27 protein-coding genes and 1 pseudogene are annotated in these 26323 nt (G+C 68.3%); 22 read left to right on the plus strand and 6 right to left on the minus strand.

Going from position 1 to position 26323, the window contains the following annotated elements; translation table 11 throughout:
- Positions 1–16 precede the first annotated feature (16 nt).
- Genes V5F63_RS03750 through V5F63_RS03770 form a run of 5 tightly spaced genes read left to right on the plus strand, consistent with a single transcriptional unit; the run spans position 17 to position 3951 of the window.
- On the plus strand, positions 17–877 hold the full coding sequence (locus tag V5F63_RS03750; RefSeq protein WP_209487768.1) for a carbohydrate ABC transporter permease: 861 nt from the start codon (positions 17–19) through the stop codon (positions 875–877).
- Positions 878–884: 7 nt separating this feature from the next.
- Complete coding sequence (locus V5F63_RS03755) at positions 885–1721, plus strand: carbohydrate ABC transporter permease (RefSeq protein ID WP_209487769.1); 837 nt, start codon at positions 885–887, stop codon at positions 1719–1721.
- 12 nt (positions 1722–1733) lie between these two features.
- Entirely contained in the window at positions 1734–2510 is a 777-nt protein-coding gene (locus V5F63_RS03760; RefSeq protein ID WP_394101622.1) for an SDR family NAD(P)-dependent oxidoreductase, read from the plus strand.
- Complete coding sequence (locus V5F63_RS03765; RefSeq protein WP_394101623.1) at positions 2507–3586, plus strand: glycerol dehydrogenase; 1080 nt, start codon at positions 2507–2509, stop codon at positions 3584–3586. Before V5F63_RS03760 ends, V5F63_RS03765 begins: the two co-directional genes overlap by 4 nt.
- Positions 3587–3642: 56 nt before the next feature.
- Positions 3643–3951, plus strand: coding sequence for a GNAT family N-acetyltransferase (locus V5F63_RS03770; protein ID WP_209487772.1), 309 nt, complete (start codon positions 3643–3645; stop codon positions 3949–3951).
- Positions 3952–4014: 63 nt separating this feature from the next.
- On the opposite strand, the gene V5F63_RS03775 is transcribed toward V5F63_RS03770, so the two are convergent.
- The 3 genes from V5F63_RS03775 to V5F63_RS03785 all read right to left on the minus strand — a co-directional run bounded on the left by V5F63_RS03775 (position 4015) and on the right by V5F63_RS03785 (position 6954).
- Positions 4015–5052 carry an acetamidase/formamidase family protein gene (locus V5F63_RS03775; protein WP_209487773.1) on the minus strand — a complete coding sequence of 346 codons (1038 nt, stop codon included), beginning with the start codon at positions 5050–5052 and terminating at the stop codon, positions 4015–4017.
- Positions 5053–5141: 89 nt separating this feature from the next.
- The gene (locus tag V5F63_RS03780; protein ID WP_394101624.1) at positions 5142–5789 is read right to left on the minus strand and encodes an ANTAR domain-containing response regulator; all 648 of its coding nucleotides are present in this window, start codon (positions 5787–5789) and stop codon (positions 5142–5144) included.
- A gap of 13 nt (positions 5790–5802) precedes the next feature.
- A complete protein-coding gene (locus V5F63_RS03785; RefSeq protein WP_209487775.1) occupies positions 5803–6954 on the minus strand; it encodes a transporter substrate-binding domain-containing protein in 1152 nt (383 codons plus the stop codon).
- A 295-nt stretch (positions 6955–7249) separates the two neighbouring features.
- Here V5F63_RS03785 and V5F63_RS03790 point away from each other — a divergent pair, with 295 nt between their 5' ends.
- The 7 genes from V5F63_RS03790 (at position 7250) to V5F63_RS03820 (ending at position 11653) form a co-directional block, all read left to right on the plus strand.
- Positions 7250–7591, plus strand: coding sequence for a hypothetical protein (locus tag V5F63_RS03790; RefSeq protein ID WP_209487776.1), 342 nt, complete (start codon positions 7250–7252; stop codon positions 7589–7591).
- Positions 7588–8262 carry a nitrile hydratase subunit beta gene (gene nthB, locus V5F63_RS03795; RefSeq protein WP_394101625.1) on the plus strand — a complete coding sequence of 225 codons (675 nt, stop codon included), beginning with the start codon at positions 7588–7590 and terminating at the stop codon, positions 8260–8262. Before V5F63_RS03790 ends, nthB begins: the two co-directional genes overlap by 4 nt.
- A 55-nt stretch (positions 8263–8317) precedes the next feature.
- On the plus strand, positions 8318–8950 hold the full coding sequence (nthA, locus tag V5F63_RS03800) for a nitrile hydratase subunit alpha (protein WP_209487778.1): 633 nt from the start codon (positions 8318–8320) through the stop codon (positions 8948–8950).
- Between the two features lie 13 nt (positions 8951–8963).
- On the plus strand, positions 8964–9302 hold the full coding sequence (locus V5F63_RS03805) for a nitrile hydratase accessory protein (protein ID WP_209487779.1): 339 nt from the start codon (positions 8964–8966) through the stop codon (positions 9300–9302).
- Between the two features lie 126 nt (positions 9303–9428).
- Positions 9429–9950, plus strand: coding sequence for a DUF1097 domain-containing protein (locus tag V5F63_RS03810; RefSeq protein ID WP_394101626.1), 522 nt, complete (start codon positions 9429–9431; stop codon positions 9948–9950).
- 44 nt (positions 9951–9994) lie between these two features.
- Positions 9995–10618 (plus strand): HupE/UreJ family protein, encoded by a 624-nt coding sequence (locus V5F63_RS03815; protein ID WP_209487781.1) that lies wholly within the window; start codon positions 9995–9997, stop codon positions 10616–10618.
- A gap of 135 nt (positions 10619–10753) precedes the next feature.
- Positions 10754–11653: a helix-turn-helix transcriptional regulator gene (locus tag V5F63_RS03820; RefSeq protein WP_394101627.1), complete on the plus strand. Its 900-nt coding sequence runs from the start codon at positions 10754–10756 to the stop codon at positions 11651–11653.
- Between the two features lie 191 nt (positions 11654–11844).
- Here the strand turns inward: V5F63_RS03820 and V5F63_RS03825 are convergent, their stop codons facing one another.
- Entirely contained in the window at positions 11845–12207 is a 363-nt protein-coding gene (locus V5F63_RS03825) for a winged helix-turn-helix transcriptional regulator (protein WP_394101628.1), read from the minus strand.
- A gap of 118 nt (positions 12208–12325) precedes the next feature.
- On the opposite strand from V5F63_RS03825, the gene V5F63_RS03830 reads away from it, so the two are divergent.
- The 6 genes and pseudogenes from V5F63_RS03830 (at position 12326) to V5F63_RS03855 (ending at position 18290) form a co-directional block, all read left to right on the plus strand.
- Positions 12326–12949, plus strand: coding sequence for a hydrolase (locus V5F63_RS03830; protein WP_209490211.1), 624 nt, complete (start codon positions 12326–12328; stop codon positions 12947–12949).
- Between the two features lie 206 nt (positions 12950–13155).
- The gene (locus V5F63_RS03835; RefSeq protein ID WP_394101786.1) at positions 13156–13986 is read left to right on the plus strand and encodes an alpha/beta fold hydrolase; all 831 of its coding nucleotides are present in this window, start codon (positions 13156–13158) and stop codon (positions 13984–13986) included.
- A gap of 59 nt (positions 13987–14045) precedes the next feature.
- Positions 14046–14333: a XapX domain-containing protein gene (locus tag V5F63_RS03840; RefSeq protein ID WP_209487785.1), complete on the plus strand. Its 288-nt coding sequence runs from the start codon at positions 14046–14048 to the stop codon at positions 14331–14333.
- A gap of 36 nt (positions 14334–14369) precedes the next feature.
- Positions 14370–16236 (plus strand): annotated as a pseudogene (locus V5F63_RS03845) (amidohydrolase).
- A gap of 3 nt (positions 16237–16239) precedes the next feature.
- Complete coding sequence (locus V5F63_RS03850) at positions 16240–16677, plus strand: DoxX family protein (RefSeq protein WP_394101629.1); 438 nt, start codon at positions 16240–16242, stop codon at positions 16675–16677.
- Positions 16674–18290, plus strand: a complete 1617-nt coding sequence (locus tag V5F63_RS03855) for an MFS transporter (protein ID WP_394101630.1) — start codon at positions 16674–16676, stop codon at positions 18288–18290. Before V5F63_RS03850 ends, V5F63_RS03855 begins: the two co-directional genes overlap by 4 nt.
- A gap of 19 nt (positions 18291–18309) precedes the next feature.
- On the opposite strand, the gene V5F63_RS03860 is transcribed toward V5F63_RS03855, so the two are convergent.
- On the minus strand, positions 18310–19362 hold the full coding sequence (locus tag V5F63_RS03860) for a LacI family DNA-binding transcriptional regulator (protein WP_394101631.1): 1053 nt from the start codon (positions 19360–19362) through the stop codon (positions 18310–18312).
- Between the two features lie 118 nt (positions 19363–19480).
- Between V5F63_RS03860 and V5F63_RS03865 the strand changes: the two genes are divergently transcribed.
- The 3 genes from V5F63_RS03865 to V5F63_RS03875 are packed head-to-tail and all read left to right on the plus strand — an operon-like array spanning position 19481 to position 23818.
- Positions 19481–20806: an FAD-dependent oxidoreductase gene (locus tag V5F63_RS03865; RefSeq protein WP_394101632.1), complete on the plus strand. Its 1326-nt coding sequence runs from the start codon at positions 19481–19483 to the stop codon at positions 20804–20806.
- Between the two features lie 17 nt (positions 20807–20823).
- Positions 20824–22518 carry a dihydroxy-acid dehydratase gene (gene ilvD, locus V5F63_RS03870; RefSeq protein ID WP_394101633.1) on the plus strand — a complete coding sequence of 565 codons (1695 nt, stop codon included), beginning with the start codon at positions 20824–20826 and terminating at the stop codon, positions 22516–22518.
- A gap of 46 nt (positions 22519–22564) precedes the next feature.
- Positions 22565–23818, plus strand: coding sequence for an ABC transporter substrate-binding protein (locus V5F63_RS03875; protein WP_394101634.1), 1254 nt, complete (start codon positions 22565–22567; stop codon positions 23816–23818).
- A 4-nt stretch (positions 23819–23822) separates the two neighbouring features.
- Here V5F63_RS03875 and V5F63_RS03880 read toward each other — a convergent pair whose 3' ends face one another.
- Complete coding sequence (locus V5F63_RS03880) at positions 23823–24317, minus strand: DUF2165 family protein (RefSeq protein WP_209487793.1); 495 nt, start codon at positions 24315–24317, stop codon at positions 23823–23825.
- A gap of 187 nt (positions 24318–24504) precedes the next feature.
- Between V5F63_RS03880 and V5F63_RS03885 the strand changes: the two genes are divergently transcribed.
- Positions 24505–26229 carry a SulP family inorganic anion transporter gene (locus V5F63_RS03885; protein WP_394101635.1) on the plus strand — a complete coding sequence of 575 codons (1725 nt, stop codon included), beginning with the start codon at positions 24505–24507 and terminating at the stop codon, positions 26227–26229.
- Positions 26230–26323: the final 94 nt, after the last annotated feature.

Here is a 26323-nt window from a genome sequence, read left to right on the forward strand (position 1 = left end):
CAGCGAGGCGCCGCAGGTGAGCTCCAAAGCGACGATCTATTCCTTCCTCTTCCTGGGCCTCGCCGTCACCGCGCTGCTCATCGTGGCGCCGGTGGTCTATGCGGTGTCGCTGAGCTTCTACCAGATGGATTCCTTCGTCGGCGCGCCCAAATGGGCGGGGCTCGACAATTACGCCCGCATGCTCTCGCAATGGGTGTTCTGGCGCGCGCTCATCAACGGCTTCATCTATTCTCTGGGCACCATCGTTTTCCAGGTCGTTCTGGGTATCGGCTTCGCGCTGGTGCTGAACCAGGTCTTCCCCGGCCGCAACATCGTGCGCGGCCTCTCCATCCTGCCCTATCTGCTGCCCACCGTGGTGGTGGTGCTGACCTTCAAGTGGATGGTGGACGGCTCCATCGGCGTGCTCACCACCATGATGTCCGCCCTCGGCCTGCCGCAGGTGCAATGGTTCGAAAGCCCCGGCGCCGCCATGGCCTCGGTGATCCTGGTGAGCGTGTGGATGTGGACGCCCTTCGTCACCACCACCTTCCTCGCCGCGCTGCAGACCGTGCCGTCGTCTCTCTACGAGGCGGCGAAGGTGGACGGCACCAACGCCGTGCAGCGCTTCTTCCACATCACCCTGCCCATGCTGAAGCCGATCCTCACGGTGATCGTGCTGCTGCGCGCGGTGTGGATGTTCAACAAGTTCGACGTCATCTGGCTGCTTACCCAGGGCGGCCCGGTGGGCGCCACGGAGCATCTCGCCATCCTGTCCTACAAGCAGGCCTTCGGGCAGTTCGACATCGGCGGCGGTGCGGCGGTGGCGACCATCTCCTTCGCCATCCTCTCGCTGGTGGTGTTCATCTATTTCCGCCTGTTCCCGCTCGATACGGAGTGATGCCGCAATGTCTCGCTCCCCCCGCTCGCTCGCTGGCCGCGTGGCGCTCTATGGCGCCGCCCTGCTCATCGCGGTCTATTCGGCCTTTCCCATCTACTGGATGGTGGTGTCCTCCACCCGCGCGCCGCAGGCGCTCATCAATTCCACGTCGCTGCTGCCGGGTCCGTTCACCTGGGAATACTATACGAACCTTCTGGAGCTGACGGACTATCCCTCCCAGTTCCTGAATTCGCTCATCGTCGCGGCGGTGACGGTGGTGGTGACCATGGTGTTCTCCATCATGATCGCCTACGCGGTCACGCGCCACCGCATCCGGGGCAAGGGGATCATCGTGGGGGCGATGCTCTACGCCTACATGTTCCCGCCGCTGCTCATCGCCATTCCCATGTTCTCCATCTTCGCCAAGCTCGGTCTCGGCGATACGCTGGCGAGCGTCATCGTCTCCCACCTCACCCTCACGCTGCCGCTCGGCGTGTGGTTCCTGTGGGGCTTCTTCAAGAGCATGCCGTTCGAGCTGGAAGAGGCGGCGATGGTGGATGGCTGCACGCGGCTCGGCGCCTTCCTGCGGGTGGTGCTGCCACTGTCGCTGCCGGGGCTCATCACGGTGGCCATCTTCTCCTTCCTCCTGTCGTGGACGGACTACACCTACGCCCTCATCATGATCGGCTCCGACGCCAACAAGACCGTGCCGGTGGGGCTCGCCTCCATGGTCGGCTCGTTCGACCTGCGCTGGGGCGAGATCATGGCCGGCTCCACCCTCATCGCCTTGCCGCTGTTCGGCGCCTTCGCTTTGCTGAGCCAATACTTCATCCAGGGGCTTGGCGCCGGCGCGGTGAAGGGCTGATCGGAGATCGACATGGATCTGGGACTTCAGGGCAAGGTCGCCCTCGTCACCGGCGCGGCGCGCGGCATCGGCCGGGCGGAGGCGCTGGCGCTCGCCGCCGAGGGGGCGCGCATCGTCATCAACGACATCGATGCGGAAGCCGCCGCCCGCTGCGCCGAGGAGTTGCGGCAGGCCGGGCACGAGGCGGCTGCGGCGCCGGGCGACGTTGCCGACGAGGCTGGCGCGGCCGGCGTGGTGGCCGCGGCGGCAGGCGCCTTCGGGCGGCTCGATATTCTTGTGAACAATGCGGGAGCCGGCGGGCGCCATCTCGGGCGGCGCGTGGCGGAGATGGAGATCGAGGATTTCGACATCATCGTCTCCACGCATCTGCGCAGCACCTTCCTGTGCAGCAAGCACGCCATTCCGCTCATGCGCGTGAATGGCTTCGGCCGCATCGTCAACACCTCGTCCATGAACGTTACCGGCGGCGGGCGTCCGGGCGTCGCCAACTACTCGGCTGCCAAGGCCGGCGTGCTCGGCTTCACCCGCACGGTGGCCAAGGAGGTGGGGGCCGACGGCATCACCGTGAACGCGATCGCCCCCGGCTATGTGGCCACCGATTTCATCGCCACCTTCTCGCCGGAGAAAAGGGCGGTGATCACCGGCCAGAATCCCGTTGGCCGCTTCTGCCAGCCGGAGGAGGTGGGCGCGCTCGTCGCCTTCCTGTGCTCCACGCAGGCGGCCTTCATCAACGGCGCCTTGATCTGCATGGACGGCGGCAAGCGCGATTTCCATTGGGGTGACGCATGAGCGTACGCGCGTTCGGGTCTCCGGCCCGCTACATCCAGGGGCCTGAGGCGCTTGGCGAATTGGGAGCGCTGGTGCGCCTGCACGGCCAACGGCCCTTCGTGGTGGCCGATGCCATCGTGATGGATCTGCTGGGTACGCGCCTGAAGGCCGAGCTGGCGGAGGCCGAGGCGGTCACCTTCGCTACCTTCGGCGGGGAATGCACGGCAGCGGAGATCGACAAGCTCGCCGCGGCGGCGCGGGCCGCTGGCGCGGATGTGGTGATCGGCGTCGGCGGCGGCAAGGCCATCGACACCGCCAAGGGCGTGCGGATCGCGCTGCGCGTGCCCCTCGTCATCGTGCCCACCATCGCCTCCAACGACAGCCCCACCTCGCGCCTCGTGGTGGTCTACACCGCCGAGCACGTGCTGAGCGAAGTGCGGCTGATGGATGCCAATCCCGATGCGGTGCTGGTGGATACGTCCGTCATCGTGCAGGCGCCGGCGCGCTTCTTCGTGGCGGGCATCGGCGATGCGCTGTCCAAGAAATTCGAGGTGGCGCAGTGTGCTGCCGCTGGTGGGCTGAATTTCTTCAAAGGCCGCCCCACCGCGCTTGCCGTCACCATTGCTGATGCCTGCTACCGCACCATCCGGGAGGATGGCGAGGCGGCGGTGGCCTCTGTCGCGCGCAAGACGGCAAACGAAACGGTGGAGCGGGTGGTGGAGGCGACCATTCTCCTGTCCGGCCTCGCCTTCGAGAGCGGGGGGCTCTCCATCGCCCATTCGCTCACGCGCGGCTTCTCCACGGTGCCCGAGGTTGCGCGCGCGCTGCATGGCGAGCAGGTGGCCCTCGGGCTTCTGGTGCAGTTGCTGGCGGAGGGGAGGGACGCCGATTTCATGGCCGACATACTGGCCTTCTACGCCCGCCTCAACCTGCCGCGCGCGCTGGAGGATTTCGGTGTCGCGACCGATGCGGTGGTGGATGGCATCGTCTCCGTGTCGTGGGACACCGCGCCCTACCTGCGCAATTTCGTGCAGCCGCTGTCCAAGGAGATACTGGCCGATGCGTTCCGGGCACTCGCCGTCTGGCGCGCCAAATGAACTGATGGGGTAGTCTTGCCGTTATGGTCGGAGCCAGCACGACCAGCGGAGGTACGATGAGCGACGCCAGCCGAGATGCTCACCACGAGGTTCAGCGCGAGGACGGCCCGAGCAGGGGCCGCTATGTCATCCGCCTCGGTGGCGGGGCGGAGGCCGAGCTTAGCTACCAGCGCGCCGGCGATGGATCGCGCGTCGTCACCCATACCGGCGTCCCGCCGGCCTTCGAGGGGCGCGGCATCGCCGGGCGGCTGGTGGATGCCCTCATCGCCGACGCCCGCGCCGAGGGCTTCAAGATCACCCCGCTCTGCTCCTATGTGGCCGCGCAGTTCCGTCGCCATCCCGAGTGGCACGACCTGCGGGCTTAGACGGTCCGGCCGGAGGCTTCCGGCGATCGGGTGACCGCCGGAGCCGTTGCCAACGCGCCCGAATCAGGCCGCGCCAAGGAGCGTCTTGTCGACGGAGGCGCCGAGCGTGTATTTCGGGTCCACCATGTTGCCGACGCGCAGATGCCCGGCCTGCGTCAGCAGCATGTAGGCCTCCAGCTCGTCATAGCCGTAATCGGCGGCCATCCAGCGCACCAGCTCGCGATAGGCGATGCGGGCCGCATCCTCCATGGGGCGGCCGGAGCCGATGGTCATGATGCGGTCGTGCGTCTCCAGCCGCGGCCAGCGGAAATTCCACCCCTTGATGAGGTCGATCTGAACCGTCGTCACGGTGGGATGCTCGATGGCGAATCCGCACAGTTCCCCGTCGCCCTGCGTCGCGTGGCAGTCGCCGAGATAGAGCAGGGCGCCCGGCGCATGCACCGGCAGGTAGATGACGGCGCCGGGGGCGACATCGGGCAGGTCCATGTTGCCGCCGTAATAGTCCGGGACGAGGGAGGAGATGGCCTCGATCTCCGGCGCCGTGCCGATGGTGCCGATGAAGGGCTGATAGGGCAGGCTGATTCGCTCATTCCAGCGCACGCCGGTCTTAGGATCCACGTGCAGCTTCTTCACGATCTCCGGCAAAGGCGCGTTGAGGATCGCCGTGTCGCCCGTGCCGACGAGGCCGCCGAACTCCGGCATGATGCAGGTGGTGCCGATGGGCTGCGGCCCGCGCGGCACGATGTCGTGGATGTAGACGGCGAGGCAGTCGCCCTTCTCCGCGCCGTTGACGAAGATCGGACCGTTCTGCGGGTTGAGGAAGGGAAAGTTGAGGATTTCCGACGGCTTGTCGCTCTCGTTTTTGATCTGCCCTTCCATGGCGTCGTGGGTCTCGGCGCTCACCACCGCGCCCGGATCCACGCGCAGCACGGGCGTGGCATAGGGGCCGTAGACGTAGTGATACTTGCCCTGGCTCGCCTCGGTGATCTCGTAGCGCTCGCCGGCGCGCCCCTTGGCTTCGCCACGGGCGGCCATGATGGAGCCTTCGAGCCAGGCCGGATCCGGCGGGGAATAGGGGGGCGGTGTCAGATGCCGGGACATATGCCTTCTCCTCGCGGGCGGGCTGGCGTCGCTGGCAGCTGCCACGTGCGCGGAGCCGGGCGGCTCCGTCGGGATGTGGGTCGGTAAGGTCAGCGCCGGGCTGCGGTGCGCGGCTCGGCTTCGGGCGAGGACACGGTCAGCTTCGACCGGCCGGAGATGTAGTCCTCGCAATAATCCTCGAGGCTCTGGCGCCGGCGCATGCTGTCGCGGCGGAGCATGACATAGGCCTCGTCGTCATCTACCTGGTGCTCTTCCATCAGCAGCAGAATGGTCTTGATGACCGCCTTGCGGCGGCGGCGGCGATCCTGCTGGGCGTTCAGCTCGCTCGCCATCTCCTTGCGCAGCAGATACTGGTTCACGCCGAGGAACAGCGTGGTGTAGACGGCTCCGGCATAGACCGGCTTGCGCAGGAAGGCTGTTGCGCCCTGGTTCATCAGCGCCTTCAGCCGGCCCGGCGCCTCGATGCCGACCAGCCCGATCACCGGCACCGGCGGCGTGCGGGCCGCGCCGAGGTCGCAGGGCAGCACGCTGTCGAGATCGCCGTCGATGAAGAGCAGGTCCGCGCGCTCCTCCACGGAGGCGAGGTCAAGCCGGCGGCCCGCCTCCGGCGCATCCGCGCGGGCGACCACCAGGCCGAGCTTGCCGAGCACGCTCTCAAGCGTGTCGATGCCGCCTTCGCCGGAGGCGACAATGAGGGCGCGGGCGCCGCGGAAATTCTGGAGGAGGTTGCGCGACATGCTCGCCCGCTCCTTACTTGGCGACCCGCAGCCGCGGCGCGGATGCGAACCAGCTGTCGGTGGGCGCGGAGCGCACCAGATAGGGATCGGGCCGGATGGGCGCCGGCTCCTCGCGGATGATGTCGAATTCCGTCCCGCGCGAGCGGCCGATGCGCGGCGTGAGATGGAGATGCATGGTCTCCGCATCCACCCACACATCGCCCTGGGGCGCGGCGAGCCGCTGGCGCGCCACCGCGGCCTTCACCGCGAGGATTTCATCGGTGCCGGCCTCGGCCAGCGCGCCGGCCAGCAGCTTCACCGCGATGTAGGAGGCTTCCGCATCCGCCGAGGTCAGCGGTGCGGAGGGGTAGGCCGCGGCATGGCGGGAGACGAAGGCGTCGTTCACCGGATTGCGCAGGGCCGAGAAATAGACGCTGGAGGAGATGTGGCCGTCGCGGGCCTCCGGCTCCAGCTCGTCCAGATCGGGCTCGGACAGGTTGCAGCTCGCCACCGGCATGGTGCCCGGCTGGTCGATGCCGCGTGCGAGGCAGGCGTGGCGCAGCGCGCTGAGGAAGGCGAGACCGCTGACCCCGATGAGCGACGAAAAGACGAAGCTGGGCCGCGCCTCGATCACCGCATCCACGAGCTTGCGCAGGTCCGTCTCGCCCACCGGGAGATAGCGCTCCGCCACCACGGTGCCGCCGCGCGCCGTCACCGTCTCGCGCAGGATGCGGCTGTTTTCCCACGCCCAGATGTAGTTCGAGCCGACGCAGAAGGCGCGGTCGCCGAAGGTGGACATGAGGTAGTCGATCAGCGGCAGGATATGCTGGTTCGGCGCCGCGCCGGTGTAGACGACATTGTCGGCGCTCTCGAAGCCCTCGTAATGGGAGGGATACCAGAGAATCCCGTCATGCTTTTCGAAGCAGGGGATGACCTCCTTACGGCTCGACGAAGTGTAGCAGCCAACCACATGGCGCACCCCTTCGGCGAGGAGCTGGCCGCTCAGCGCCGTGTAGCGCGAGAGGTCGCCGCCCGGATCGACGACCACGGGCACCAGCTCGACCGGGCCTGCCTCGCCGATCTCCGACACGGCGAGCAGCGCGCCGTTGAGCATGGCGCCGGCGACCGTGCTGTAGGGCCCCGTGGTGGAGAACATCAGGCCGATCCGATAGCTGGGTCTCGCCATTTCCCTCACCGCAGGTGTCCGTTGCCGGTGGCCCCGCTCGATGTCCGCCTGCCGCAAGTGGCCGTGGTCAGCCTGGCCTTGCCGCAAACAAAAACGCCCTCGGGCCGTTCGGCCTGAGGGCTGCATCGCCACGGGGTCTGTCCCGAATGTCTGTTCGCAAGTGGCGACTTAATAGGCATCCTTGCCTGTCGCCTACGAATTAGCCTGACTGTGCGCCGGCCCTGTGTCAAGCGCAAATGCGGCTGGCTCGCACCGAGCGGGGCATAAATGGAGGGAGCCGATACCATGTGCGTCGGTGCTCGTATCCGCGGTTGAAATCCTGTCTTCCACGCTAAAGGCGGCGCCTCAAAATTCGCGCTTGACAGTTCTTTTGCTGCGTCGCACTGTTTTCATGGTCGTCGAGCAAGGACGCTCATCAAGACGCCGCCAGCATGATTTATGGATCAGTGGCAAAGCCGCCCGCAGCGAGGTGCTGACGGGCTTTTTTGCGTTGGCGATCATCTTCGTCGACCTTGAAAGCCTCGCTCCTCGTGTTCCGCCGCTCCGCGGGCCGCCCGTCGCGGCGGCAGGGGCGGATCAACCGAGGCTCGCGATCCGCCTGGGATCGCAGGCATGGCAGAGAGAGGCGTCGGCATGAAAGTTCAACATTTCCTCGGGGGCATCGAAAATCTCGGCCCCGTGGCCGTCGAGAAGCGCGTGTTCGTGGAGCCGTGGGAGGCCCAGCTCTTCGCGGTCCACACCACCATGATGGGCACGGGCATCTGGGCCTGGCCGGATCTTCGGGTTCTCGCCGAAGGCATGAGCCCGCTCGACTACTTCAAGTACCGCTATTACATCAAATGGCTCGGCGGAATGTGCCATTTCCTGGTGGCGAAAAACTATATTTCCGAAAAAGAGCTTGAGGAGCGCACCAAGCACTTTCTTGAGTATCCCGACGCGCCGCTCCCCAATTCCGGGGACAATGCCGTCACCGAGCGGGTGATCGAGTATTTCTACACCGGCGCCAATCCCTATCGGGACGTGGCGGTGGATCCCCTGTTCAAGGTCGGCGACAAGGTGCGCGTGAAGGACATGCCGCCGGCGGTCCACACCCGGCTGCCGGGCTATCTGCGCAACAAGGTCGGCGTGATCGATACCGTCTACAAGGGCGCCTATCTCTACGCCGACAACGTGCCCACCGACGGCATCTCCACCACTCAGCCGGTCTATCTCGTCAAGTTCAAGACGCGCGACCTGTGGTCGGACATCCCGGACAAGGGCGACATTCTCTACAACGACTGCTTCGAAGTCTATCTCGAAGCCGCCTGATCTCATTCTTCCTCACAACAACCGGCCTCGCGCCCAATAGCCAGAGCGGAAAATCATGAGCGACGACCACGACCACGACCACGACCACGAACACCATCACCACCTGCGGGAGAGCGAGAGCTATTACGCCGCCCGCACCAAGGCCCTCGAATCCCTGTTCCGCGAGAAGGGCATGATCGGCATCGACACGGTCGATCGCGTCATCCGCTTCTTCGAGCACGAGATGGGACCGTTCAACGGCGCCAAGGTGGTGGCCAAGGCCTGGACCGATCCGGCCTTCAAGGCCCGCCTGCTCGCCGACGCCAACAAGGCCATCGCCGAACTCGGCCTCAAGGACGGCATCGAGGGCGAGAACCTGCGCGTGGTGGAGAACACTACGGCCGCGCACAATGTGGTCTGCTGCACCCTGTGCTCCTGCTGGCCCTGGCCGCTGCTCGGCCTGCCGCCCTACTGGTTCAAGGATCCCGTCTTCCGCGCCCGCATCGTGCGCGAGCCGCGCGGCGTGCTCGCCGATTTCGGCGTGAGCCTGCCCGAGGACAAGCGGATCGACATCTGGGATTCGAGCGCGCAGGTGCGCTACTTCGTGATCCCCGAGCGGCCCGCCGGCACCGAGGGCTGGCCCGAGGAGAAGCTCGCCGCCCTCGTCTCGACCGAGGCCATGCAGGGCCTCGGTCTCGTCTCCGCCTGAAAGGAGCGCCGCCATGGACATCTATGTGGAATCGCTCGACGGGCGCGGCGCCATCCCGCGCAATTGCGAGAGCCTCCAGTTCGAGGAGCCCTGGCAGGGCCGCGCGTTCGGCATGGCCCTCGCCCTTGCCGAGGCCAAGGCCTACCAGTGGGAGGACTTCCGCCAGAGCCTGATTGGCACCATCGGCACCTGGGACAAATCCCACGCACCCGATGACGAGACCTGGAACTACTACCAGCAGTGGCTGGCGGCGTTCGAGAAGCTCGCTCTGGCGCGCGGCCTCGTCAGCGCCGAGGAGCTCGATCGCAGGACGGAGGAATTCCTCCACCGGACCCGCGAAGAGGTGATCTGAGCCGGGCGGCGGGCCGCATCGGGTCCGCCGCCACGACAGCAAGCATCGCCGTCTCTTGCCCCCGGCGCACCACCCGCGCGCCGGAACGGGAGAGGCTCGTCTCACCGCCTCAGCGGAGGCTTCGACATGATCATTTCCCTGGCCCTGAGCGTCGGCGTGCTGGGAGGCCTGTGCACCTGGCTGTTCCTGTCCACGCAGGCGTTCCTCATCTGGGCGGCGTTCATCGCCTGGGCGTGCTTCTTCCACTCGGGCGGCAACGCCGCGGCGTTCCGGACCACCATCGTCTCGAACGTGTTCGGCGTCGCGGTGGCGTGGGCGACGGGGCTGGTCCTCGCCACCCTCGCGCCCGGGCCGGTGGTGGGCGCCGTCATCGTGGGGCTGTCCATCGCCCTCTACATCCTCGTCGCCTACATCCCGGCCTTCTCCTCCATCCCGGCCGTGACCTATGGCTATGCCGCCACCTTCGCGTTCCTCACCCAGAACCCGGATGCCTTCACGCCGGCCGCGATGCTGTCCCTCTCGGGCCGCAACGCGCTTCTGCTGGTGCCCTTCTCCATGGTCCTCGGCGCCTGCTTCGCCTACGCCTCCGCCTTGTGCGCGGCGCGCATTCAGCAGGCTCTTGCCCAGCCGGAGCGCAGCCCCGTCTGAGACCCGTCCCCCCTTCCAACCCATCCAGAGCAAGGAAGAACATCATGTCCCGTTTCGTCAGCAGGATCGCGCTCCTGTCCCTCCTTCCCCTCCTCGCAGCCACCAACGCCGAGGCGCACCACGCCATGGGCGGGCGGCTTCCCGCGACCTTCGGCGAAGGCTTCATCTCCGGCCTCGCCCATCCGGTGATCGGGCTCGACCATCTGGGCTTCATCGTCGCCGCCGGCCTGATCGCCGGGGTGATGGGGCTCGGCGCCTTCGTGCCGGTCGCCTTCGTGGTGGCCTCCATCGCCGGCGTCATGCTGCACGTGCAGCTCGTGAACCTGCCGTTCGCCGAGACGGTGATCGCGCTGAGCGTGGTGGCCATCGGCGGCATGCTCGCCGCCGGGCGGGAAAAGCCCATGCGCGGAGTGTGGATCGGCCTGTTCGCCATCGCCGGCCTGTTCCACGGCTACGCCTACGGTGAGTCCATCGTCGGCGCCGAGCCGACCCAGCTCGTCGCCTATCTCGCCGGCCTCGCGGTGGTGCAGTCGGTGATCGGCGCGGGTGTCGCCCTCGTCGCGTCGGGCCGCGCCTGGACCCCCACGTCCCTGGCTCCGCGCCTTGCCGGCGCCGCCGCCTTCGGCATTGGCCTGTCGGCGGTGGCGACGCAGCTGATCCCGGGCTGAACGGTCGGAAGCCGGCGCCCACCGTGGGTGCCGGCTTCAGACCTTTCTCTATTGCTTAGGTCAACAACGCTTGATTTTACCCGTCCCGCATCTGGTGTAGGTTCGCGCACCAGCAAGCCAGCCCCGAGGCTTCAGATGACGGCCCGACTCGACACGGCGGGACCCGGTGCAATCACCCGGCGCGACAGCCTCGGCTGTTCCGTCGCGGCGCTCGAAGATCAGAAGGAACTGGTCGGCACCGGCTTCGTCGTTTACCGCAAGCAGCACGAAGGCTCGGCAGTGAGCCGTGTCGAGACCCCGCCGAGCGGCCGGGGCCTGTTGCTGGGCGTCGCGCTCTCGGCCGGACACCGCCGCCGCATCTTCGCCGATGGTGCGACGGCGGCCTATGATTTCGAGCCGGACAGCTGCTACGTCCGCTCGTTCTCGGATACCTATCGCGCGGACATCGAGACGGGGTTCGACTTCTTCCTGCTGGAGGTCTCCCACGCGGCGCTGCACCAGACGTTCAGCGAGATGGGGCTGCCGCTGGCGGAATGCCTCTCCTGCACGCCCGGCACCCGCGACCCGGTGCTGGCGAGCCTGTCTCGCGCGCTGCTGCCCATGCTGGATGCGCCCGATCGGCAGGTGCCGCTGTTTCTCGACCAGGTGGTTTCCGCCATCCAGACCCATGTCGCGACGCGCTATCACGGCGCCGCCGTCCGCACGCCAGGTGGTCTCTCGCCACGCCAGTTTTCGATCGCCAAGGAACGGCTCGCCGCCGGGCTGGACGGCAACGTGCTCATCGCCGACATCGCCGCGGCCTGTGGCGTCTCGCGCGGCCATTTCATCAAGTGCTTCAGGGATGAAACCGGGCTGACGCCCTACCAGTGGCTGCTCCACCTGAAGGTGGAGCGCGCGCGCGACCTCATCGTGAGCTCCCGCCTGCCGCTGGCGGACATCGCCATCACCTGCGGATTTTCCGACCAGAGTCATATGACGCGCACCTTCTCGCGCCTCACCGGATCGGCGCCCGGCCTGTGGCGGCGCGGGCATTGAGCGAGCGGGGTCTCTTTCGGGAAATCCCATCGTTCAAGGATGCGGGCTTTTCGGCAAGACGGGCTCGAACTGCACCGCCATAGTCCGCCCCATCAGACCCGCTTCGGGCTTCCGGCAAGGGATCGAACCGATGGGAACTGCCTCGTTCAAGTTCGCCACATGCTGCGGTCTACCCCCAGAGGTGGGCGCCGTCAGCGCCCGCTAGCCAGTGCGCCCGCCGTGCCTTCGAGGTACAGCGCCGCTTCCGCCTGCGACAGAAGGAGGTCGATGGCGCGACCCGAGTCCGTCAGCCTGTATTCCACCTGACGGACCCGCCCCTCGATCTCCCGCCGCGCCACGTATCCCCCGGCTTCGAGCGCCTTGAGCCGGGCAGAGAGGACGCGTGCCGAAATCGGCCCCGGCAAGCTTCGCCGGAGCTGTCCGAACCGTAACGTGCCGTGGCGCGACAGTGCCGCGACGACATGAGCCATCCACTCCTGAGCGAAGAACTTCAGGAGGGGCTCGGCCATGCACGCCTTGTCTGCCTGAGGCTCGATCTTGTCTTGGGAATTCATGGATGTGCCCGGTATCCCGCCAGTAACTAATGGTCTCAGCACTTTTCGGGCGTTAGCTTCGCGCCCGCTCTCACACAGGAGATGAACCGTGCCCCACGCCGTCGCCGCCCCCGGCGGTATGCTCCTTTCCCCGAAGGACCATACGCTCATCATGATCGACTTCCAGTCGCAAATGTCGTTCGCGACCAAGTCCATCGATGCCGTGAACCTGCGTAACAACGCGGCGCTGGTCGCCCGCGCCGCCGCCGGCTTCGGCGTGTCCACCATCCTCACCACGGTCGCGGAGAAGAGCTTCTCCGGCCCCATGTTCTCCGAGATCACCGAGGCATTCCCGGGCGAGAAACTGCTCGACCGCACCTCCATGAACACCTGGGAGGACGAAGCCGTCATCGCCCGGGTCAACGAGATCGGCAAGGGCCGCATCGTGCTCTCCGGCCTGTGGACCGGCGTGTGCATCGTCGGCCCGGCCTTGTCGGCCATCGAGCAGGGCTTCGAGGTCTATGTGATCGCCGACGCCTGCGGCGACGTTTCCGACGAGGCGCATGAGCGCGCCATGCAGCGGATGATCCAGGCCGGCGCCCGGCCCATGACGTCCCTGCAATATCTGCTGGAGCTTCAGCGCGACTGGGCCCGCACCGCGACCTACGACATGACCACCGGCATCGCCAAGACCTACGGTGGCGCCTACGGCCTCGGCATCATCTACGCCAAGACCATGTTCGGCGCGTCCGAAGGCCACTGAGGTTAATCACCATGACCGAGCATGACCAGCCGGGCGGCGCGCGCCTCCCGGAACAGGACCTCCTTGTCTCTTCGCTCCTCTCGCGCCGGACCGTGCTCGGCGCGGGTGCCACCGCGGCGCTCGCAGCCGCCTTCGGCCTCGACTTTCCCGCCGCGGCCTTCGCAGCCTCCACCCCCGCAGTCTCCACCTCCCACGGAGTTCAACCCATGCCCAGCGTGACCACCAAGGACGGCGTCGAGATCTTCTACAAGGACTGGGGTCCGAAGACCGCCCAGCCCATCGTCTTCCACCATGGCTGGCCCCTGTCCTCGGACGACTGGGACGCGCAGCTCCTGTTCTTCGTGAACAACGGCTACCGCGTGGTCGCCCACGACAGCCGCGGCCATGGCCGCTCCACCCAGGTGAGCGACGGCCACGACATGGATCATTACGCCGCCGACGCCGCGGCCGTGATGGACCATCTCGACCTGAAGAACGCCGTGCACATCGGCCATTCCACCGGCGGCGGCGAGGCGCTGCACTACACCGTGAAGCACGGCAAGGGGCGGGTCGCCAAGCTGGTGCTCATCGGCGCCGTGCCGCCCATCATGCTGAAGACCGAGTCCAATCCCGGCGGCCTGCCCATGGAGGTCTTCGACGGCTTCCGCAAGGCGCTCGCCGCCAACCGCGCCCAGTTCTTCCTCGACGTGCCCACCGGCCCGTTCTACGGCTTCAACCGTCCGGGCGCGCAGGTCTCCCAGGGCGCCATCTGGAACTGGTGGCGTCAGGGCATGACCGGCGGCGCCAAGGCCCACTATGATGGCATCAAGGCCTTCTCCGAGACCGACTTCACCGCCGATCTCAAGGCCTGCGAGGTGCCCACCCTCGTGATGCATGGCGATGACGACCAGATCGTCCCCATCGCCGACAGCGCGCTCCTCTCCGCGAAGCTCCTGAAGCACGGCACGCTCAAGGTCTATGCCGGCTATCCGCACGGCATGTGCACCACCCATGCGGACGTGATCAACGCCGACCTCCTCGCCTTCATCAAGGCGTGACCCCATCCGGCGCCGGCCTCCCCCCGGCCGGCGCCGGTTCCTGCATTTGCGGAGGGCGCATGAAGCTCTATCTCGCCTCGCTTGGCGCGGGCCTCCTGGTCGGCATCGTCTACAGCCTCATCAACGTGCGCTCCCCGGCACCGCCGGTGGTGGCGCTGCTGGGGCTGCTCGGCATCCTCGTGGGCGAGCAGATCCTGCCCGTCGCCCGTCATCTGATGAACGGCGACGGCCTCGCCCGCGCCATCGGCCTCGCCGACTGCAAGGACCACGTGCTCGGCCAACTGCCGGGCCGGCGGGACGCGGCCGAGCCGAGCGCCCCGGGCGACACAAACCCTCCGAAATCCTGAGCTTTCCTGACGCCCCGCACACAGAAGGCGCGCACCATGAGCGAGATCGCCGACCTCATCCTGTTCAACGGGAAGATGACCACCCTCGACCGCACCAATCCCACGGCGGAGGCGGTGGCGGTGCGCGGCGGCGTGATCGTTTTCGCCGGTCCCACCAACGACCGCCATGCGGCTCGCCGGGACGACGACGAAGATCATCGATGTGGGTGGCCGGCGGGTGATCCCGGGCCTCATCGACAGCCACATGCACATCATCCGCGGCGGGCTGAACTACAATATGGAACTGCGCTGGGACGGCGTGCGCTCGCTCGCCGACGCCATGGAGATGCTGAAGCGGCAGGTGGCCGTCACGCCCGCCCCGCAATGGGTGCGCGTGGTGGGCGGCTTCACCGAGCATCAGTTCGCCGAGAAGCGCCTGCCGACGCTGGAGGAGATCAACGCCGTCTCTCCGGACACGCCGGTCTTCATCCTGCACCTCTATGACCGCGCCCTGCTGAACGCTGCCGCCCTGCGCGTGGTGGGCTACACCAAGGACACGCCGGACCCGCCCGCCGGCGAGATCGTCCGCGACGCCAACGGCAATCCCACCGGTCTTCTCGTCGCCAAGCCCAACGCCACCATCCTCTACGCGACGCTGGCCAGGGGGCCGAAGCTGCCGCCCGAATACCAGAAGAACTCCACCCGCCACTTCATGCGCGAGGTGAACCGCCTCGGCGTCACCTCGGTGATCGATGCCGGCGGCGGTTTCCAGAACTATCCGGAAGACTATTCCGTCATCGAGGAGCTGCATCGGGAGGGAAACCTCACCGTACGCATCGCCTACAACCTCTTCACCCAGAAGCCGAAGGCGGAGCTGGCCGACTTCGCGGGCTGGTCCAAGTCCGTCACGCCGGGGCAGGGCGACGACCTCTATCGCCACAATGGCGCGGGCGAGATGCTGGTCTATTCCGCCGCCGATTTCGAGGACTTCCAGGTGGCGCGTCCCGACCTTCCCGGCGCCATGGAAGGCGACCTCGAGCCGGTGGTGCGGCTGCTGGCCGAGAACCGCTGGCCCTTCCGCCTGCACGCCACCTATGACGAGACCATCTCGCGCGCCCTCGACGTCTTCGAGAAGGTGGATTCCGACGTGCCGCTCAAGGGCCTCAACTGGTTCTTCGATCATGCGGAGACCATCACCGACCGCAACATCGACCGCATCGCGGCGCTGGGCGGCGGCATCGCGGTGCAGCACCGCATGGCCTATCAGGGCGAATATTTCGTCGACCGCTACGGCGCGAAGGCGGCCGAGCGCACGCCCCCGATCCGCCGCATGATGGAGGCCGGCATTCCGGTGGGTGCGGGCACGGATGCGACCCGCGTCGCCTCCTACAATCCGTGGGTCTCGCTGTCCTGGCTCGTGACGGGCCGCACGCTCGGCGGGCTCTCCCTCTACCCGCCGGCGAACCGGCTGGACCGGGAGGATGCACTGCGGCTGTGGACCGAGGCCAACACCTGGTTCTCTAGCGAGCCCGGCAAGAAGGGCCAGATCAAGGACGGCCAGCTCGCCGATCTGGTGGTGCTGTCGGATGATTACTTCTCGGTGTCCGAGGACCGCATTCAGGACATCACCTCGGTCCTCACCCTGCTCGGCGGCAAGGCGGTGCATGGGGATGGCGCGTTCCGCGACCTCGCCCCGCCGCTGCCGCCGGCCATGCCGGACTGGTCGCCGGTGCGCACCTTCGGCGGCTATCAGCCGCGCAAGGCGGACAGCGCGCAGAAATACGCCTTCGCCGCAGCCTGTGGCTGCGCCAAGGCCTGCGGCGTCCATGGCCACGCCCATGCCGGGGCGTGGGGTGCGAACCTGCCGGTGGGCGATCAGCAGGGCTTCTTCGGTGCGCTGGGTTGCGCCTGCTGGGCGTTCTGAGCGATGGACCTTCCTGACCGCCTCGCACAGGCCGCCCGGCCGCTTCTGTCGCCGCGGCCGGTGCGGGCGTTCGCGCTGCTCGCCCTGACCTCGGCCTATCTGCAGGGCGGCCTCACCAAGGCGCTGGATTTCTCCGGGGCCATGGCGGAGATGACCCATTTCGGCCTCGCCCCGGCGGCTCCGCTCGCGGCCGGGGTGATCGCGCTGGAGATCATCGCCCCGCTGATGGTGCTCTCCGGCTTCCTGCGCTGGGCCGGCGCGCTGGCGCTCGCGGCCTTCACCGTCGCGGCAAGCCTTCTCGCCAACCGCTTCTGGGGCATGGCGGGGGCGGAGCGCTTTGCCGCCGCCAACGCCTTCTTCGAGCATGTCGGCCTCGCCGGAGCCTTCGTGCTGGTGGCGTGGTACGATCTGGCGGGGAAAGCGGAGGGACGGCGAGCATGAGCGAAAATCCCCCATCCCCCCAGTCTCCCCCCGCGGCCGCCCCCGGTGCCTTCGCCCCGCTGAAGCGGCCGGTCTTCGCCGTGCTGTGGGTGGCGACCGTGCTCGGCAATACCGGCAGCTTCATGCGCGACGTGGCGAGCGCGTGGATCGTCACGGATCTGTCCGCCTCGCCGGCGGCGGTGGCGACCATCCAGGCCGCGGCCCTGCTGCCGGTGTTCCTCCTCGCCATGCCGGCGGGCGTGCTCTCCGACATCCTCGACCGGCGGCGCTTTCTCATCGCCATCCAGGTCGGGCTGGCGGCGGTCAGCGCGGCCCTGATGGTGCTGTCGCTCACCGGGCTGATGACCGTTTCCTCGCTCATCGCGCTCACCTTCCTCGGCGGCATCGGCGCGGCGCTGATGGCACCCACCTGGCAGTCCATCGTGCCGGAACTGGTGCCGCGCTCGGACCTGAAGAGCGCGGTGGCGCTCAACTCGCTGGGCATCAACATCTCCCGCTCCATCGGCCCGGCACTGGGCGGCGTGCTGCTTGCCGCTTTCGGCGCGGCGGTGACCTATGGGGCGGACGTGGCGAGCTATGTCTTCGTCATCGCCGCCCTCGTCTGGTGGCGGCGTCCCGCGACCCCGCAGGACGAATTGGGCGAGCGTTTCCCCGGCGCGTTCCGGGCGGGGCTGCGCTATGCGCGGTCGAGCAAGGAGATGCACGTCGTGCTCCTGCGCTCGGCCTTCTTCTTCGCCTTCGCCAGCGCGGTCTGGGCGCTGTTGCCGCTGGTCGCGCGCGGGCTCTTGAAGGGGGATGCGGCCTATTACGGCCTGCTGCTCGGTGCCGTGGGCGTGGGCGCCATCGGCGGGGCGCTGCTGATGCCGCGGCTGCGTGGCCGCCTTTCGCCGGACGGCCTCATCCTCGCCGCCTCGCTCTTGACCGCCATCACGACGGTGGGGCTCGCCCTCGCGCCGCCGCGCTGGCTCGCGGTGCCCATCCTGCTTCTGATGGGCGGGGCGTGGATCACCGCCCTGACGACGCTGAACGCCACGGCCCAGGCCATCCTGCCCAATTGGGTGCGGGGCAGGGCGCTGGCGGTCTATCTCACCGTGTTCAACGGGGCGATGGCGGGCGGCAGCATCGCCTGGGGCCTCGTGGCGCAGGCGATGGGTGTTCAGGTCGCGCTGGTGGTGGCGGCCGGCGGCCTCGCGGTGGTGGGGCTCATCATGCACCGCGTGCCGCTGCCGGCGGGCGAGGCCGACCTGACCCCCTCCATGCACTGGCCCGAGCCGGCGCTGGCTGAGCCCATCCCCAACGACCGGGGGCCGGTGCTGATCCTGATCGAGTATCGCGTCGCGCGGGCGGAGCGGGAGGCATTCCTCAAAGCGCTGGAGCGGCTCTCCGCCGCCCGGCGCCGGGACGGGGCCTATGCCTGGGGCATCAGCGAGGATTCCGCCGATCCCGAGCAGATGCTGGAGTGGTTCATGGTGGAATCCTGGGCGGAGCATCGCCGCCAGCATCGCCGGGTGTCCCACGCCGATGCCGACGTGCAGGCCGAGGTGCTGTCCTTCCACACGGGCGACGCGCCGCCTGTGGTGCGCCACTGGATCGGTGTCGATCCGCCGCTTTAGGTCGGATCGACGAGGCCCGTCAGGAGGCCTTGGCCTCCGTCGGGCGGCTGCCGCCCGTGCTCTCGCGCAGGGCGATCCGGAAGCCCATTTCACAGGTGCCGCCGCGCGCGGCGGTGCCGGCGATGCGGCCGATGAGCATCTCGGCCGCCTTCTGGCCCATCTCGTAGCGCGGGATGTCCACGGTGGTGAGCGAGGGGCTGAGGTGGCTCGAGAAGTCGAGCCCGCCGAAGCCCGCCACCGCGATGTCGCCGGGCACCGTGAGCCCCATGCGCTGGAAGGCGAGCAGCGCGCCGGCCGCCAGCACGTCGTTCAGGCAGAGCAGGGCATCGGGGCGGGGCCGCATGGCGGCGATGCGCTCGGCGATCACCCGGCCGGAATCCATGCTGGTGAGATCCTCCGCGTTGAGGATGAGCGGCGCGCCGAGCCCGGCCTCGGCGATGGCGGCCTCGTAGCCCTTGGCGCGCATCTGGGCGCGGCGATCGCGGGTGGCGGTGCCGACGAAGGCGATGCGGCGGAAGCCCTGCGCCACCAGCGCCTCGGTCATCGCCTTCATGGCATCGAAATTGGAGAGCCCCACGAGGCTGTCGATGGGCGTCGGCGTGCTGTCCCACGTCTCCACCACCGGCACGCCCGATTTCTCCAGCAGCGCCCGTGTCGCCCGCGTGTGGGAGACGCCGACGATGATGAAGCCGTCCGGCCGGCGGCGCAGCAGCGCCTCGATGACCTTTTCCTCCTCCGCCGGGGCGTAGTTGGTCTCCGCCATGATCATCTGCACCGCGTGGGTGCGGGCGACGTCGGAAACGCCCTTCACGCTGTCGGAGAAGATGGAGGACGCCACCGTCGGCAGGATCAGCGCAATGATGCCGCTGCGCTGGGAGGCGAGGGAGGAGGCGACCAGATTGTAGATGTAGCCGGTCTCGCGGATCGCCGCTTCCACGCGGGCCTTGAGATCGGCGTTCACGAGGGTCGGCTGGCGCAGCACGCGCGAGACCGTCATGGCGGAGACGCCCGCCACGCGGGCCACATCCTCCATGGTGACGCCCGCCGCCCGTCCCCCCCGCTTTTGCCGCATCGCCGATTCCGCCCCCTGTCCTGAAGCCAAACATATGGCCTGCCTCTCGCTTGACAAGCGGACGTCGTTAGCGCTAACAAATGATAGCGCTAACAATTAAAAACAGGGATGGGTGGAGATGCGCGACGCAAGGCCCGCCGAGGTGCTGGAAACGGACGTGCTGGTGGTCGGCGGCGGCGCGGCGGGCCTTGCCTGTGCGGTCGCGGCGGCGCGGCAGGGGCGGCGCGTCATCCTGCTGGAGCGCTACGGCTTCAGCGGCGGGGCGGCGGTGGCGGGCCTCTCCGGCACCATCTGCGGCCTCTATGCGGCGTCCGACCGTCGCAACGCCGAGCCGGAGCAGGTGGTGCACGGCTTCGTGGACGAGTTCATCGCAGCCATGGAAGCGCGCGGCGGCCTCACCGGCCCGGTGCAGTACGGCAAGACCTATGTGCGCGTGCACGATCCCCTCGTCTGGCGCGAGGCGAGCGACGCGCTGCTTGGCGCCGAGGGCAATATCCGCGTGCTCTACCACGTCACCGTCACCGGCGTTCTTTCCGAGGGCGACCATGTGCGGGGCGTCACCGCCTTCACCAAGCAGGGGCCGCTGGAGGTGCGCGCGAAGATCACCGTGGACGCCTCGGGCGACGCGGACGTGGCGGCCATGGCGGGGCGGGCGCTCACCAAGGGGCGCGACGGCGCCATCCAGAACCCCACCATGATCTTCCGCATCCTCGGCGTGGACATGGCCCGCTTCCTCGCCGCCAACGGGCCGGATTCCATCCTCGACGAGCGGGTGATGACGCTCATCCAGGCGCTGAACGCCTCGGGCGCCTACCGCCTGCCGCGCGCCAAGATCTTCCTCTTCCCGACGCCCCGTCCCGGCGAGCTGCTCTGCAACGCCACGCGCATCATGGGCGCGGACGGGCGCGAGCTGGATGCCACCCGCGCCGTCGACCTCAGCGAGGCGGAGATCGAAGGGCGCAAGCAGGTGCGCGAATACGCCCGCTTCATCCGCGACCACATCGCGGGCTGCGAGGCGTCCTTCGTCAACGATACCGGTGTGCAGGTGGGCGTGCGCCAGACGTGGCAGATCGTCGGCCGCGACCTTCTGAAGAACGAGGACGTGACCTCCGCCCGCAAGCGCGCGGACGGCATCTGCCGCTCGCCCTGGCCCATCGAGCTGCATTCCGGCGAGAAGCCGAAGCTGCACTGGATTCTGGACGATTATTACGAGATCTCCCTCGGCTGCTTCCTGCCCGCCACCGGCTCGGGCCTGGTGATGGCCGGGCGCTGCCTCTCGGCCGAGCACGAGGCCATGGCCTCGGCCCGCGTCACCGCCCAATGCTTCGGTTACGGGCAGGCCATGGGCCTTGTCGCCGACCAGCTCTGCGACGATCCGGCGGCCCTGCCGTCCGGCTCCGATATCCGCGCCGCGCTGAATGCGCTCGGCGCCCAGCTCACCTGACGAGACAGGGACGTTTCATGTCCGACGCCGAACAGCCGAAACCCACACTGCGCAGCAATTTCGAGCCCGGCACCACCCGATGGGCGGTGCGCCGCGCCCAGTGGCTCGCCATGGGCTACAGCGAGGACGACCTGCTGAAGCCGAAGATCGCCATCGTCAACAGCTCCAGCAAGCTGTCGGTCTGCTATGCCCACCTCGACGACGTGTGCCGCGTGGTGGAGCAGGCGATCCGCGATGCCGGCGGCCTGCCGTTCGAGATCCGCACCGTGGCGCCGTCCGATTTCGTCACCAGCGCGGGCCGGCAGGCGCGCTATCTGATGCCGAGCCGCGACCTGCTCGTGAACGACATCGAGGTGCAGGTGGAAGGCGCGGAGCTGGACGGCATGGTGCTGCTCGCCTCCTGCGACAAGACCACCCCCGGCCAGCTCATGGCCGCCGCGCGGCTCAACGTGCCCTCCGTGGTGCTGCCCTGCGGCTACCAGCTCGGCGGCCATTGCGCGGGCAAGGAAGTGGACATCGAGGAGGTCTACAAGAGCGTCGGCTCGCTGAAGGCGGGGTCCATCTCGCTCGCCGACCTCAAGGCGATGACCTGCAGCGCCATCACCGGGCCGGGCGTGTGCGCGGGACTTGCCACCGCAAACACCATGCACGTGCTCTCCGAAGCGCTCGGCATGGCACTGCCGCGCAGCGCCCCCATCCGCGCCGGCTCGCAGGCGCTGATGGAGAATGCCGCCCGCGTCGGCGCGGCCATCGTGGACCTGATCCTCAAGGACATCCGGCCGCGGCAGATTCTCACCCCCGCCGCCTTCCGCAATGCGCTGCGCGTGGCGGTGGCGACGGGATGCTCGGTGAACTGCGTGCGCCACCTCGCCGCCACGGCCTCGGAAGCCGAGATGGACATCGACATCGTGGCCGAGCTGGAGGCGCTGAACGACACGCCCCAGATCACCACCGTGCGGCCCAACGGCCCCCACCGCATCGAGGACCTCGACCGTGCGGGCGGCTGCCGGGGCGTGATGCGCGAACTTGCCGGCGTGCTCGACCTCTCGGTGATGACCGTCACCGGCCGGACGCTGGGCGAGAACCTCGCCGACGTGCCGGAGCCCGACCGCGCCTTCATCCGCCCGCTGGCCGATCCGTTCCGCCACGAGCCGGGCCTCACCATCCTGCGCGGCACCCTCGCGCCGGACGGGGCGGTGGTGAAGGTCTCCGCCGTGCCGGCGGAAGTGCGCACCTTCTCCGGCAAGGCGCGGGTGTTCGAGGATGAGGCCGTCGCCATCAAGGCGCTGGAAACCCATTCCATCAAACCCGGCGACGTGGTGGTGCTGCGCGGCCTCGGGCCGAAGGGCGGCCCGGGCACCGTGTTCGCCGCGAGCTTCATGGCCGCCCTTATCGGCGCGGGGCTGGGCGCCGGCGTCGCGGTGGTGACCGATGGCGAGCTCTCCGGCCTCAACAGCGGCATCACCATCGGCCAGGTGATGCCCGAGGCGGCGGAAGGCGGGCCGTTGGGTCTCGTCGCCGAGGGCGATGTCATCTCCATCGACATCGGCGCCCGCCGGGTCGATCTCGAAGTCTCCGAGAGCGAGCTGGCCGCCCGCCGCGCGGTGTGGCGCGCGCCGGACCACAGCCAGATCCGCGGCTGGCTCGGCCAATATGCCGCGATGGTGCAGCCGCTCTCCAAGGGCGCCGTGCTGAAGCCCATGCGGCCCTGAAAACGGACGACAACAAGAACGAACAGACAGGATCGGGAGGTTTGAAATGACCAAGAAGACTGAAAGGTCCGGTAAGACTGAAAGGTCCGGGACGCTGAAGAGCGCTTTGGCCTCCACGGCGCTCGCCGCCCTCGTCTGCGCAGCCTTTGCCGGCGGCGCGCGCGCCGAGAGCGTGAAGGTGGGCGTGCTCAACGACCAGGCCGGCGTGCAGGCGGACTTCGCCGGCGCGGGCTCGGTGGTGGCGGCGAAGATGGCCATCGCCGATTTCGGCGGCAAGGTCGCCGGCATGCCCATCGAGCTGGTCGCCGCCGATCACCAGAACAAGGCCGACATCGGCGTCAACGTCACCCGCCAGTGGTTCGACACGGACGGGGTGGACGCGGTGCTGGACGTGCCCAATTCCGCCGTCGCGCTGGGCGTCAGCGGCATCGCCAGGCAGAAGAACAAGGTGGTGGTCATCTCCGGCGGCGGCACCTCCGACCTCACCGGCAAGGACTGCACCCCCAACACCGTCCACTGGACCTACGACACCTGGGCGCAGGCCAATACGGTGGGCACCGCCGTCACCAAGGCCGGCGGTAACACCTGGTATTTCATCTCGGTGGACTACGCCTTCGGCCATGCGCTGGAGCGCGACGCAGGCGAGGCCATCAAGGCGGCCGGCGGCAAGATTCTCGGCACCGTCAGGCACCCGCTCGGCACCTCCGACCTCTCCTCCTTCCTGCTCCAGGGCCAGGCCTCCGGCGCCAAGGTGATCGGCCTCGGCAGCGCCGGGGCGGATACCATCAATGCGGTGAAGCAGGCGTCCGAGTTCGGCATCGTCAAGGCCGGGCAGAAGCTCGTCGCCATGCTCATGGTGCTCAACGACATCAGTGCGCTGGGGCTGGAGACCGCGCAGGGCCTGTTCCTGTCGGAAGCCTTCTACTGGGACCTGAACGACCAGACCCGCGCCTTCGCCAAGCGCTTCGCCGAAGCCAATGGCGGGCGTTATCCCAACATGGTCCATGCCGGCGTCTATGCCGGGCTTCTGCACTATCTGAAGGCGGTGGAGAAGGTGGGCAGCGCCAAGGACGGTGCCAAGGTGGTGGAGGCCATGAAGGCCATTCCCACCGACGACCCGCTGTTCGGCAAGGGCGCGGTGCGTCCGGATGGCCGCGCCATCCACGACATGCATCTGTTCGAGGTGAAGAGCCCGGCGGAGTCGAAGGGGCCCTACGACTTCTACAAGCTCATCGCCACCGTTCCCGCCGACAAGGCCTTCCGCCCCCTCGCGGCCGGCAACTGCCCGCTGGTGAAGTAACGCGTCAGTGCTCCTCCTCCTGCTCCGGCAGGAGGAGGATGACCAGCACGGCGGAGATCCAGCCGATGAAGGCGAAGGCCGTGGATTGCCCGTTCCAGGTCTTCGACTGCCACATGGCGAACCATTCGCCGCCGATGACGACGAAGCCCAACCCATAGAGCAGGATGCCGAGGGTGAGCCCGAGCACCGCCGTCGTGCGGGCGCGGCGGAAGCCCGGTGTGCGGATCGCGGCCAGCATCCGCACGACGCCAGCCCACAGCACGAGGGCGATGGCCCCCTCCGTGGCGATGATCGCGACATAGGCGGCGGTCTGGAGCCGTTCGTCGGTGATCGCCCGCCACCGCAGGGTGGAGTCCGGGAAGATGGTATCCATGGCCAGCACGTGCTGGACGAAGGCCCAGTTCGTCCCGTAGTCCGTGATGTTGCCGAAGGCGACCAGGGTGAAGAAGATGGCGATCGTCGCCACGAGGGCGATCTTGCACAGCCGGATCAGAACCATCGTTCCTGCCCCCGCCTCTCCGCCTTGATGCGGCTCCTGCGGCGATTCTAGAAGCGGGAGCCCGTGACGCAAGACGCGCCGCTCAGGATGGGACCGCCGGGTTTTGACGGACTTTCCGGGCCGTCCCTGCCTGTGGCATGGTCCCACCAGCCCGGCGGCGTTCATGCCGGCGGACGGAGATTGACCGGTGGCAGCGGACGGAACGTCGTCTCAAGAAGCCCCACGGAGGCTGCTGGCGAGCTTCGCAGGATATCGGCCGGGCTGGATCAAGACGGATGTCGCCGCGGGGCTCGCCATCGCCGCGGTGGGCTTGCCGAGCGCCATCGCCTATCCCGCCATTGCCGGGCTGCCGCCGCAGACCGGGCTCTACGCCTCCATCGCGCCGCTCATCGCCTATGCGGTGTTCGGCCCCTCCCGGCAACTGGTGGTGGGGCCGGATGCGGCGACCATCACCGTGCTCGCGGCCGTGCTCGCCGGCATGCCGAACCTCGCGGCGGTGGACAAGCCGGGGGTCGCGGCCCTCATCGCCCTCGTGGTGGGCGGCTATTATTTCGCGGCGCGGCTGGTGGGGCTGGGGGTGCTTTCCACCTTCCTGTCGCGGCCCATCCTGGTGGGGTTCTTCGCCGGCATCTCGCTGTCCATCCTGGTGGGCCAGCTGAAGCGCGTCACCGGCATTCCCATCATCGGGGACGGGCTCGTCGCGCCGGTGGTGGAGCTGGTGCGCAAGGCGGATGAGGTACACTGGCCCTCGCTGCTGCTGGCGCTCGGCATGTTCGCCGTGCTCCATCTCGTGCGCCGCACGCGTCTGCCGGTGCCGGGGCAGGTGGTGGTCGTGGTGCTGTCGGTGGTGCTCTCCGCGCTGTTCGATTTCGAGGGGCGCGGCATCGCCGTGGTGGGGGCGATCCCCTCCGGGCTCCCGGCGCTGGCGCTACCCGCCGGGGGCGGCGCGGCGATCGACCAATTGCTCATCGGCGCTGCGGCGATCTTCCTCGTCAGCTTCGCGGCCGGCATCGTCACGGCGCGCAGTTTCGGCGAGCGGGGCGGCTATCCGGTGGATGCCAACCGCGAGATGGTGGGCTTCGGCGCCGCCAACATCGCCGCCGGCCTGTTCGCGGCCTTCCCCATCACCGCCTCGGATTCGCGCACGGCGGTGAATGCCAGCGTCGGCGGCCGCTCGCAGCTGGCCAGCGTGGTGGCGGCGCTGGCGCTGCTCGCCATCGTGCTGTTCCTGCAGCCCGCGCTGGCCATCCTCCCGATTCCGGCGCTGGGCGCGATCCTGATCTCGGCCGCACTCAGCCTCGTGGACATCCCGGCGCTGCGCGAGCTCTGGCGGATCAGCCGGGTGGAGTTCACCTTCGCCATGATCGCGCTGTTCGCGCCCATCAGCCTCGGCGTGCTGAACGGTGTGCTGATCGCCATCGGCGCCACCTTCGCCTATCTGCTGCACAAGATGATGTATCCGCGCGACGCCCTGCTGGGGCGCGTGCCAGGCCACGAGGGCTTTTACAAGCTCCACCGGCGGGACGATGCGCGACAGGTGCCGGGGCTCGCCATCGTGCTTATCCAGGGCGATCTTCTGTTCTTCAACGCGGACCGGATGCAGGGCCGCATCGACGCCATCGCCGACACGCTGGTCGCGGGCACGCGCTGGCTGGTGCTGGACGCCAGCGCCATCACACAGGTGGATTCCACGGCTGCCGCCGCGCTGGAGGAAGTGCGGGCGGAACTGGAGCGGCGCGGCCTCAAGTTCGGCATCGCCGAGATGCACGACGAGGTGCGCACCCTGCTCGACCGCGCGGGGCTGCTCGACGCCATCGGGCCGGACATGATCTTCGACGATCTCGACGACGCCTATCGCGCCTTCAAGGCGAGCGGGGAGGGGGCGGACGCCCCAAGCCCGCGCGGCGCCTGAGCGAAGACAACAAGGAAAGCCCCCGCGGCGCCTGAGCGAAAGCAACGAAGAAAATACCGCGCGGCACGCGGTCGAACAGCACCGGGTGATGTCC

The organism is Xanthobacter wiegelii (assembly GCF_043193855.2).
Classification (GTDB): domain Bacteria; phylum Pseudomonadota; class Alphaproteobacteria; order Rhizobiales; family Xanthobacteraceae; genus Xanthobacter; species Xanthobacter flavus_A.

What these genes read in the sequence shown, in the direction of transcription:
- ilvD (WP_394101633.1), top strand. Translation starts at nt 20,824, where the DNA reads ATGTCCGACGCCGAACAGCCGAAACCCACACTGCGCAGCAATTTCGAG.
- V5F63_RS03855 (WP_394101630.1), top strand. Translation starts at nt 16,674, where the DNA reads ATGAGCGAAAATCCCCCATCCCCCCAGTCTCCCCCCGCGGCCGCCCCC.
- V5F63_RS03875 (WP_394101634.1), top strand. Translation starts at nt 22,565, where the DNA reads ATGACCAAGAAGACTGAAAGGTCCGGTAAGACTGAAAGGTCCGGGACG.
- V5F63_RS03760 (WP_394101622.1), top strand. Translation starts at nt 1,734, where the DNA reads ATGGATCTGGGACTTCAGGGCAAGGTCGCCCTCGTCACCGGCGCGGCG.
- nthB (WP_394101625.1), top strand. Translation starts at nt 7,588, where the DNA reads ATGAAAGTTCAACATTTCCTCGGGGGCATCGAAAATCTCGGCCCCGTG.
- V5F63_RS03880 (WP_209487793.1), bottom strand. Translation starts at nt 24,317, where the DNA reads ATGGTTCTGATCCGGCTGTGCAAGATCGCCCTCGTGGCGACGATCGCC.
- V5F63_RS03780 (WP_394101624.1), bottom strand. Translation starts at nt 5,789, where the DNA reads ATGTCGCGCAACCTCCTCCAGAATTTCCGCGGCGCCCGCGCCCTCATT.
- V5F63_RS03840 (WP_209487785.1), top strand. Translation starts at nt 14,046, where the DNA reads ATGAAGCTCTATCTCGCCTCGCTTGGCGCGGGCCTCCTGGTCGGCATC.
- V5F63_RS03755 (WP_209487769.1), top strand. Translation starts at nt 885, where the DNA reads ATGTCTCGCTCCCCCCGCTCGCTCGCTGGCCGCGTGGCGCTCTATGGC.
- V5F63_RS03835 (WP_394101786.1), top strand. Translation starts at nt 13,156, where the DNA reads ATGCCCAGCGTGACCACCAAGGACGGCGTCGAGATCTTCTACAAGGAC.
- V5F63_RS03830 (WP_209490211.1), top strand. Translation starts at nt 12,326, where the DNA reads ATGCTCCTTTCCCCGAAGGACCATACGCTCATCATGATCGACTTCCAG.
- V5F63_RS03805 (WP_209487779.1), top strand. Translation starts at nt 8,964, where the DNA reads ATGGACATCTATGTGGAATCGCTCGACGGGCGCGGCGCCATCCCGCGC.
- V5F63_RS03775 (WP_209487773.1), bottom strand. Translation starts at nt 5,052, where the DNA reads ATGTCCCGGCATCTGACACCGCCCCCCTATTCCCCGCCGGATCCGGCC.
- V5F63_RS03850 (WP_394101629.1), top strand. Translation starts at nt 16,240, where the DNA reads ATGGACCTTCCTGACCGCCTCGCACAGGCCGCCCGGCCGCTTCTGTCG.
- V5F63_RS03825 (WP_394101628.1), bottom strand. Translation starts at nt 12,207, where the DNA reads ATGAATTCCCAAGACAAGATCGAGCCTCAGGCAGACAAGGCGTGCATG.
- V5F63_RS03810 (WP_394101626.1), top strand. Translation starts at nt 9,429, where the DNA reads ATGATCATTTCCCTGGCCCTGAGCGTCGGCGTGCTGGGAGGCCTGTGC.
- nthA (WP_209487778.1), top strand. Translation starts at nt 8,318, where the DNA reads ATGAGCGACGACCACGACCACGACCACGACCACGAACACCATCACCAC.
- V5F63_RS03785 (WP_209487775.1), bottom strand. Translation starts at nt 6,954, where the DNA reads ATGGCGAGACCCAGCTATCGGATCGGCCTGATGTTCTCCACCACGGGG.
- V5F63_RS03820 (WP_394101627.1), top strand. Translation starts at nt 10,754, where the DNA reads ATGACGGCCCGACTCGACACGGCGGGACCCGGTGCAATCACCCGGCGC.
- V5F63_RS03860 (WP_394101631.1), bottom strand. Translation starts at nt 19,362, where the DNA reads ATGCGGCAAAAGCGGGGGGGACGGGCGGCGGGCGTCACCATGGAGGAT.
- V5F63_RS03865 (WP_394101632.1), top strand. Translation starts at nt 19,481, where the DNA reads ATGCGCGACGCAAGGCCCGCCGAGGTGCTGGAAACGGACGTGCTGGTG.
- V5F63_RS03815 (WP_209487781.1), top strand. Translation starts at nt 9,995, where the DNA reads ATGTCCCGTTTCGTCAGCAGGATCGCGCTCCTGTCCCTCCTTCCCCTC.
- V5F63_RS03770 (WP_209487772.1), top strand. Translation starts at nt 3,643, where the DNA reads ATGAGCGACGCCAGCCGAGATGCTCACCACGAGGTTCAGCGCGAGGAC.
- V5F63_RS03765 (WP_394101623.1), top strand. Translation starts at nt 2,507, where the DNA reads ATGAGCGTACGCGCGTTCGGGTCTCCGGCCCGCTACATCCAGGGGCCT.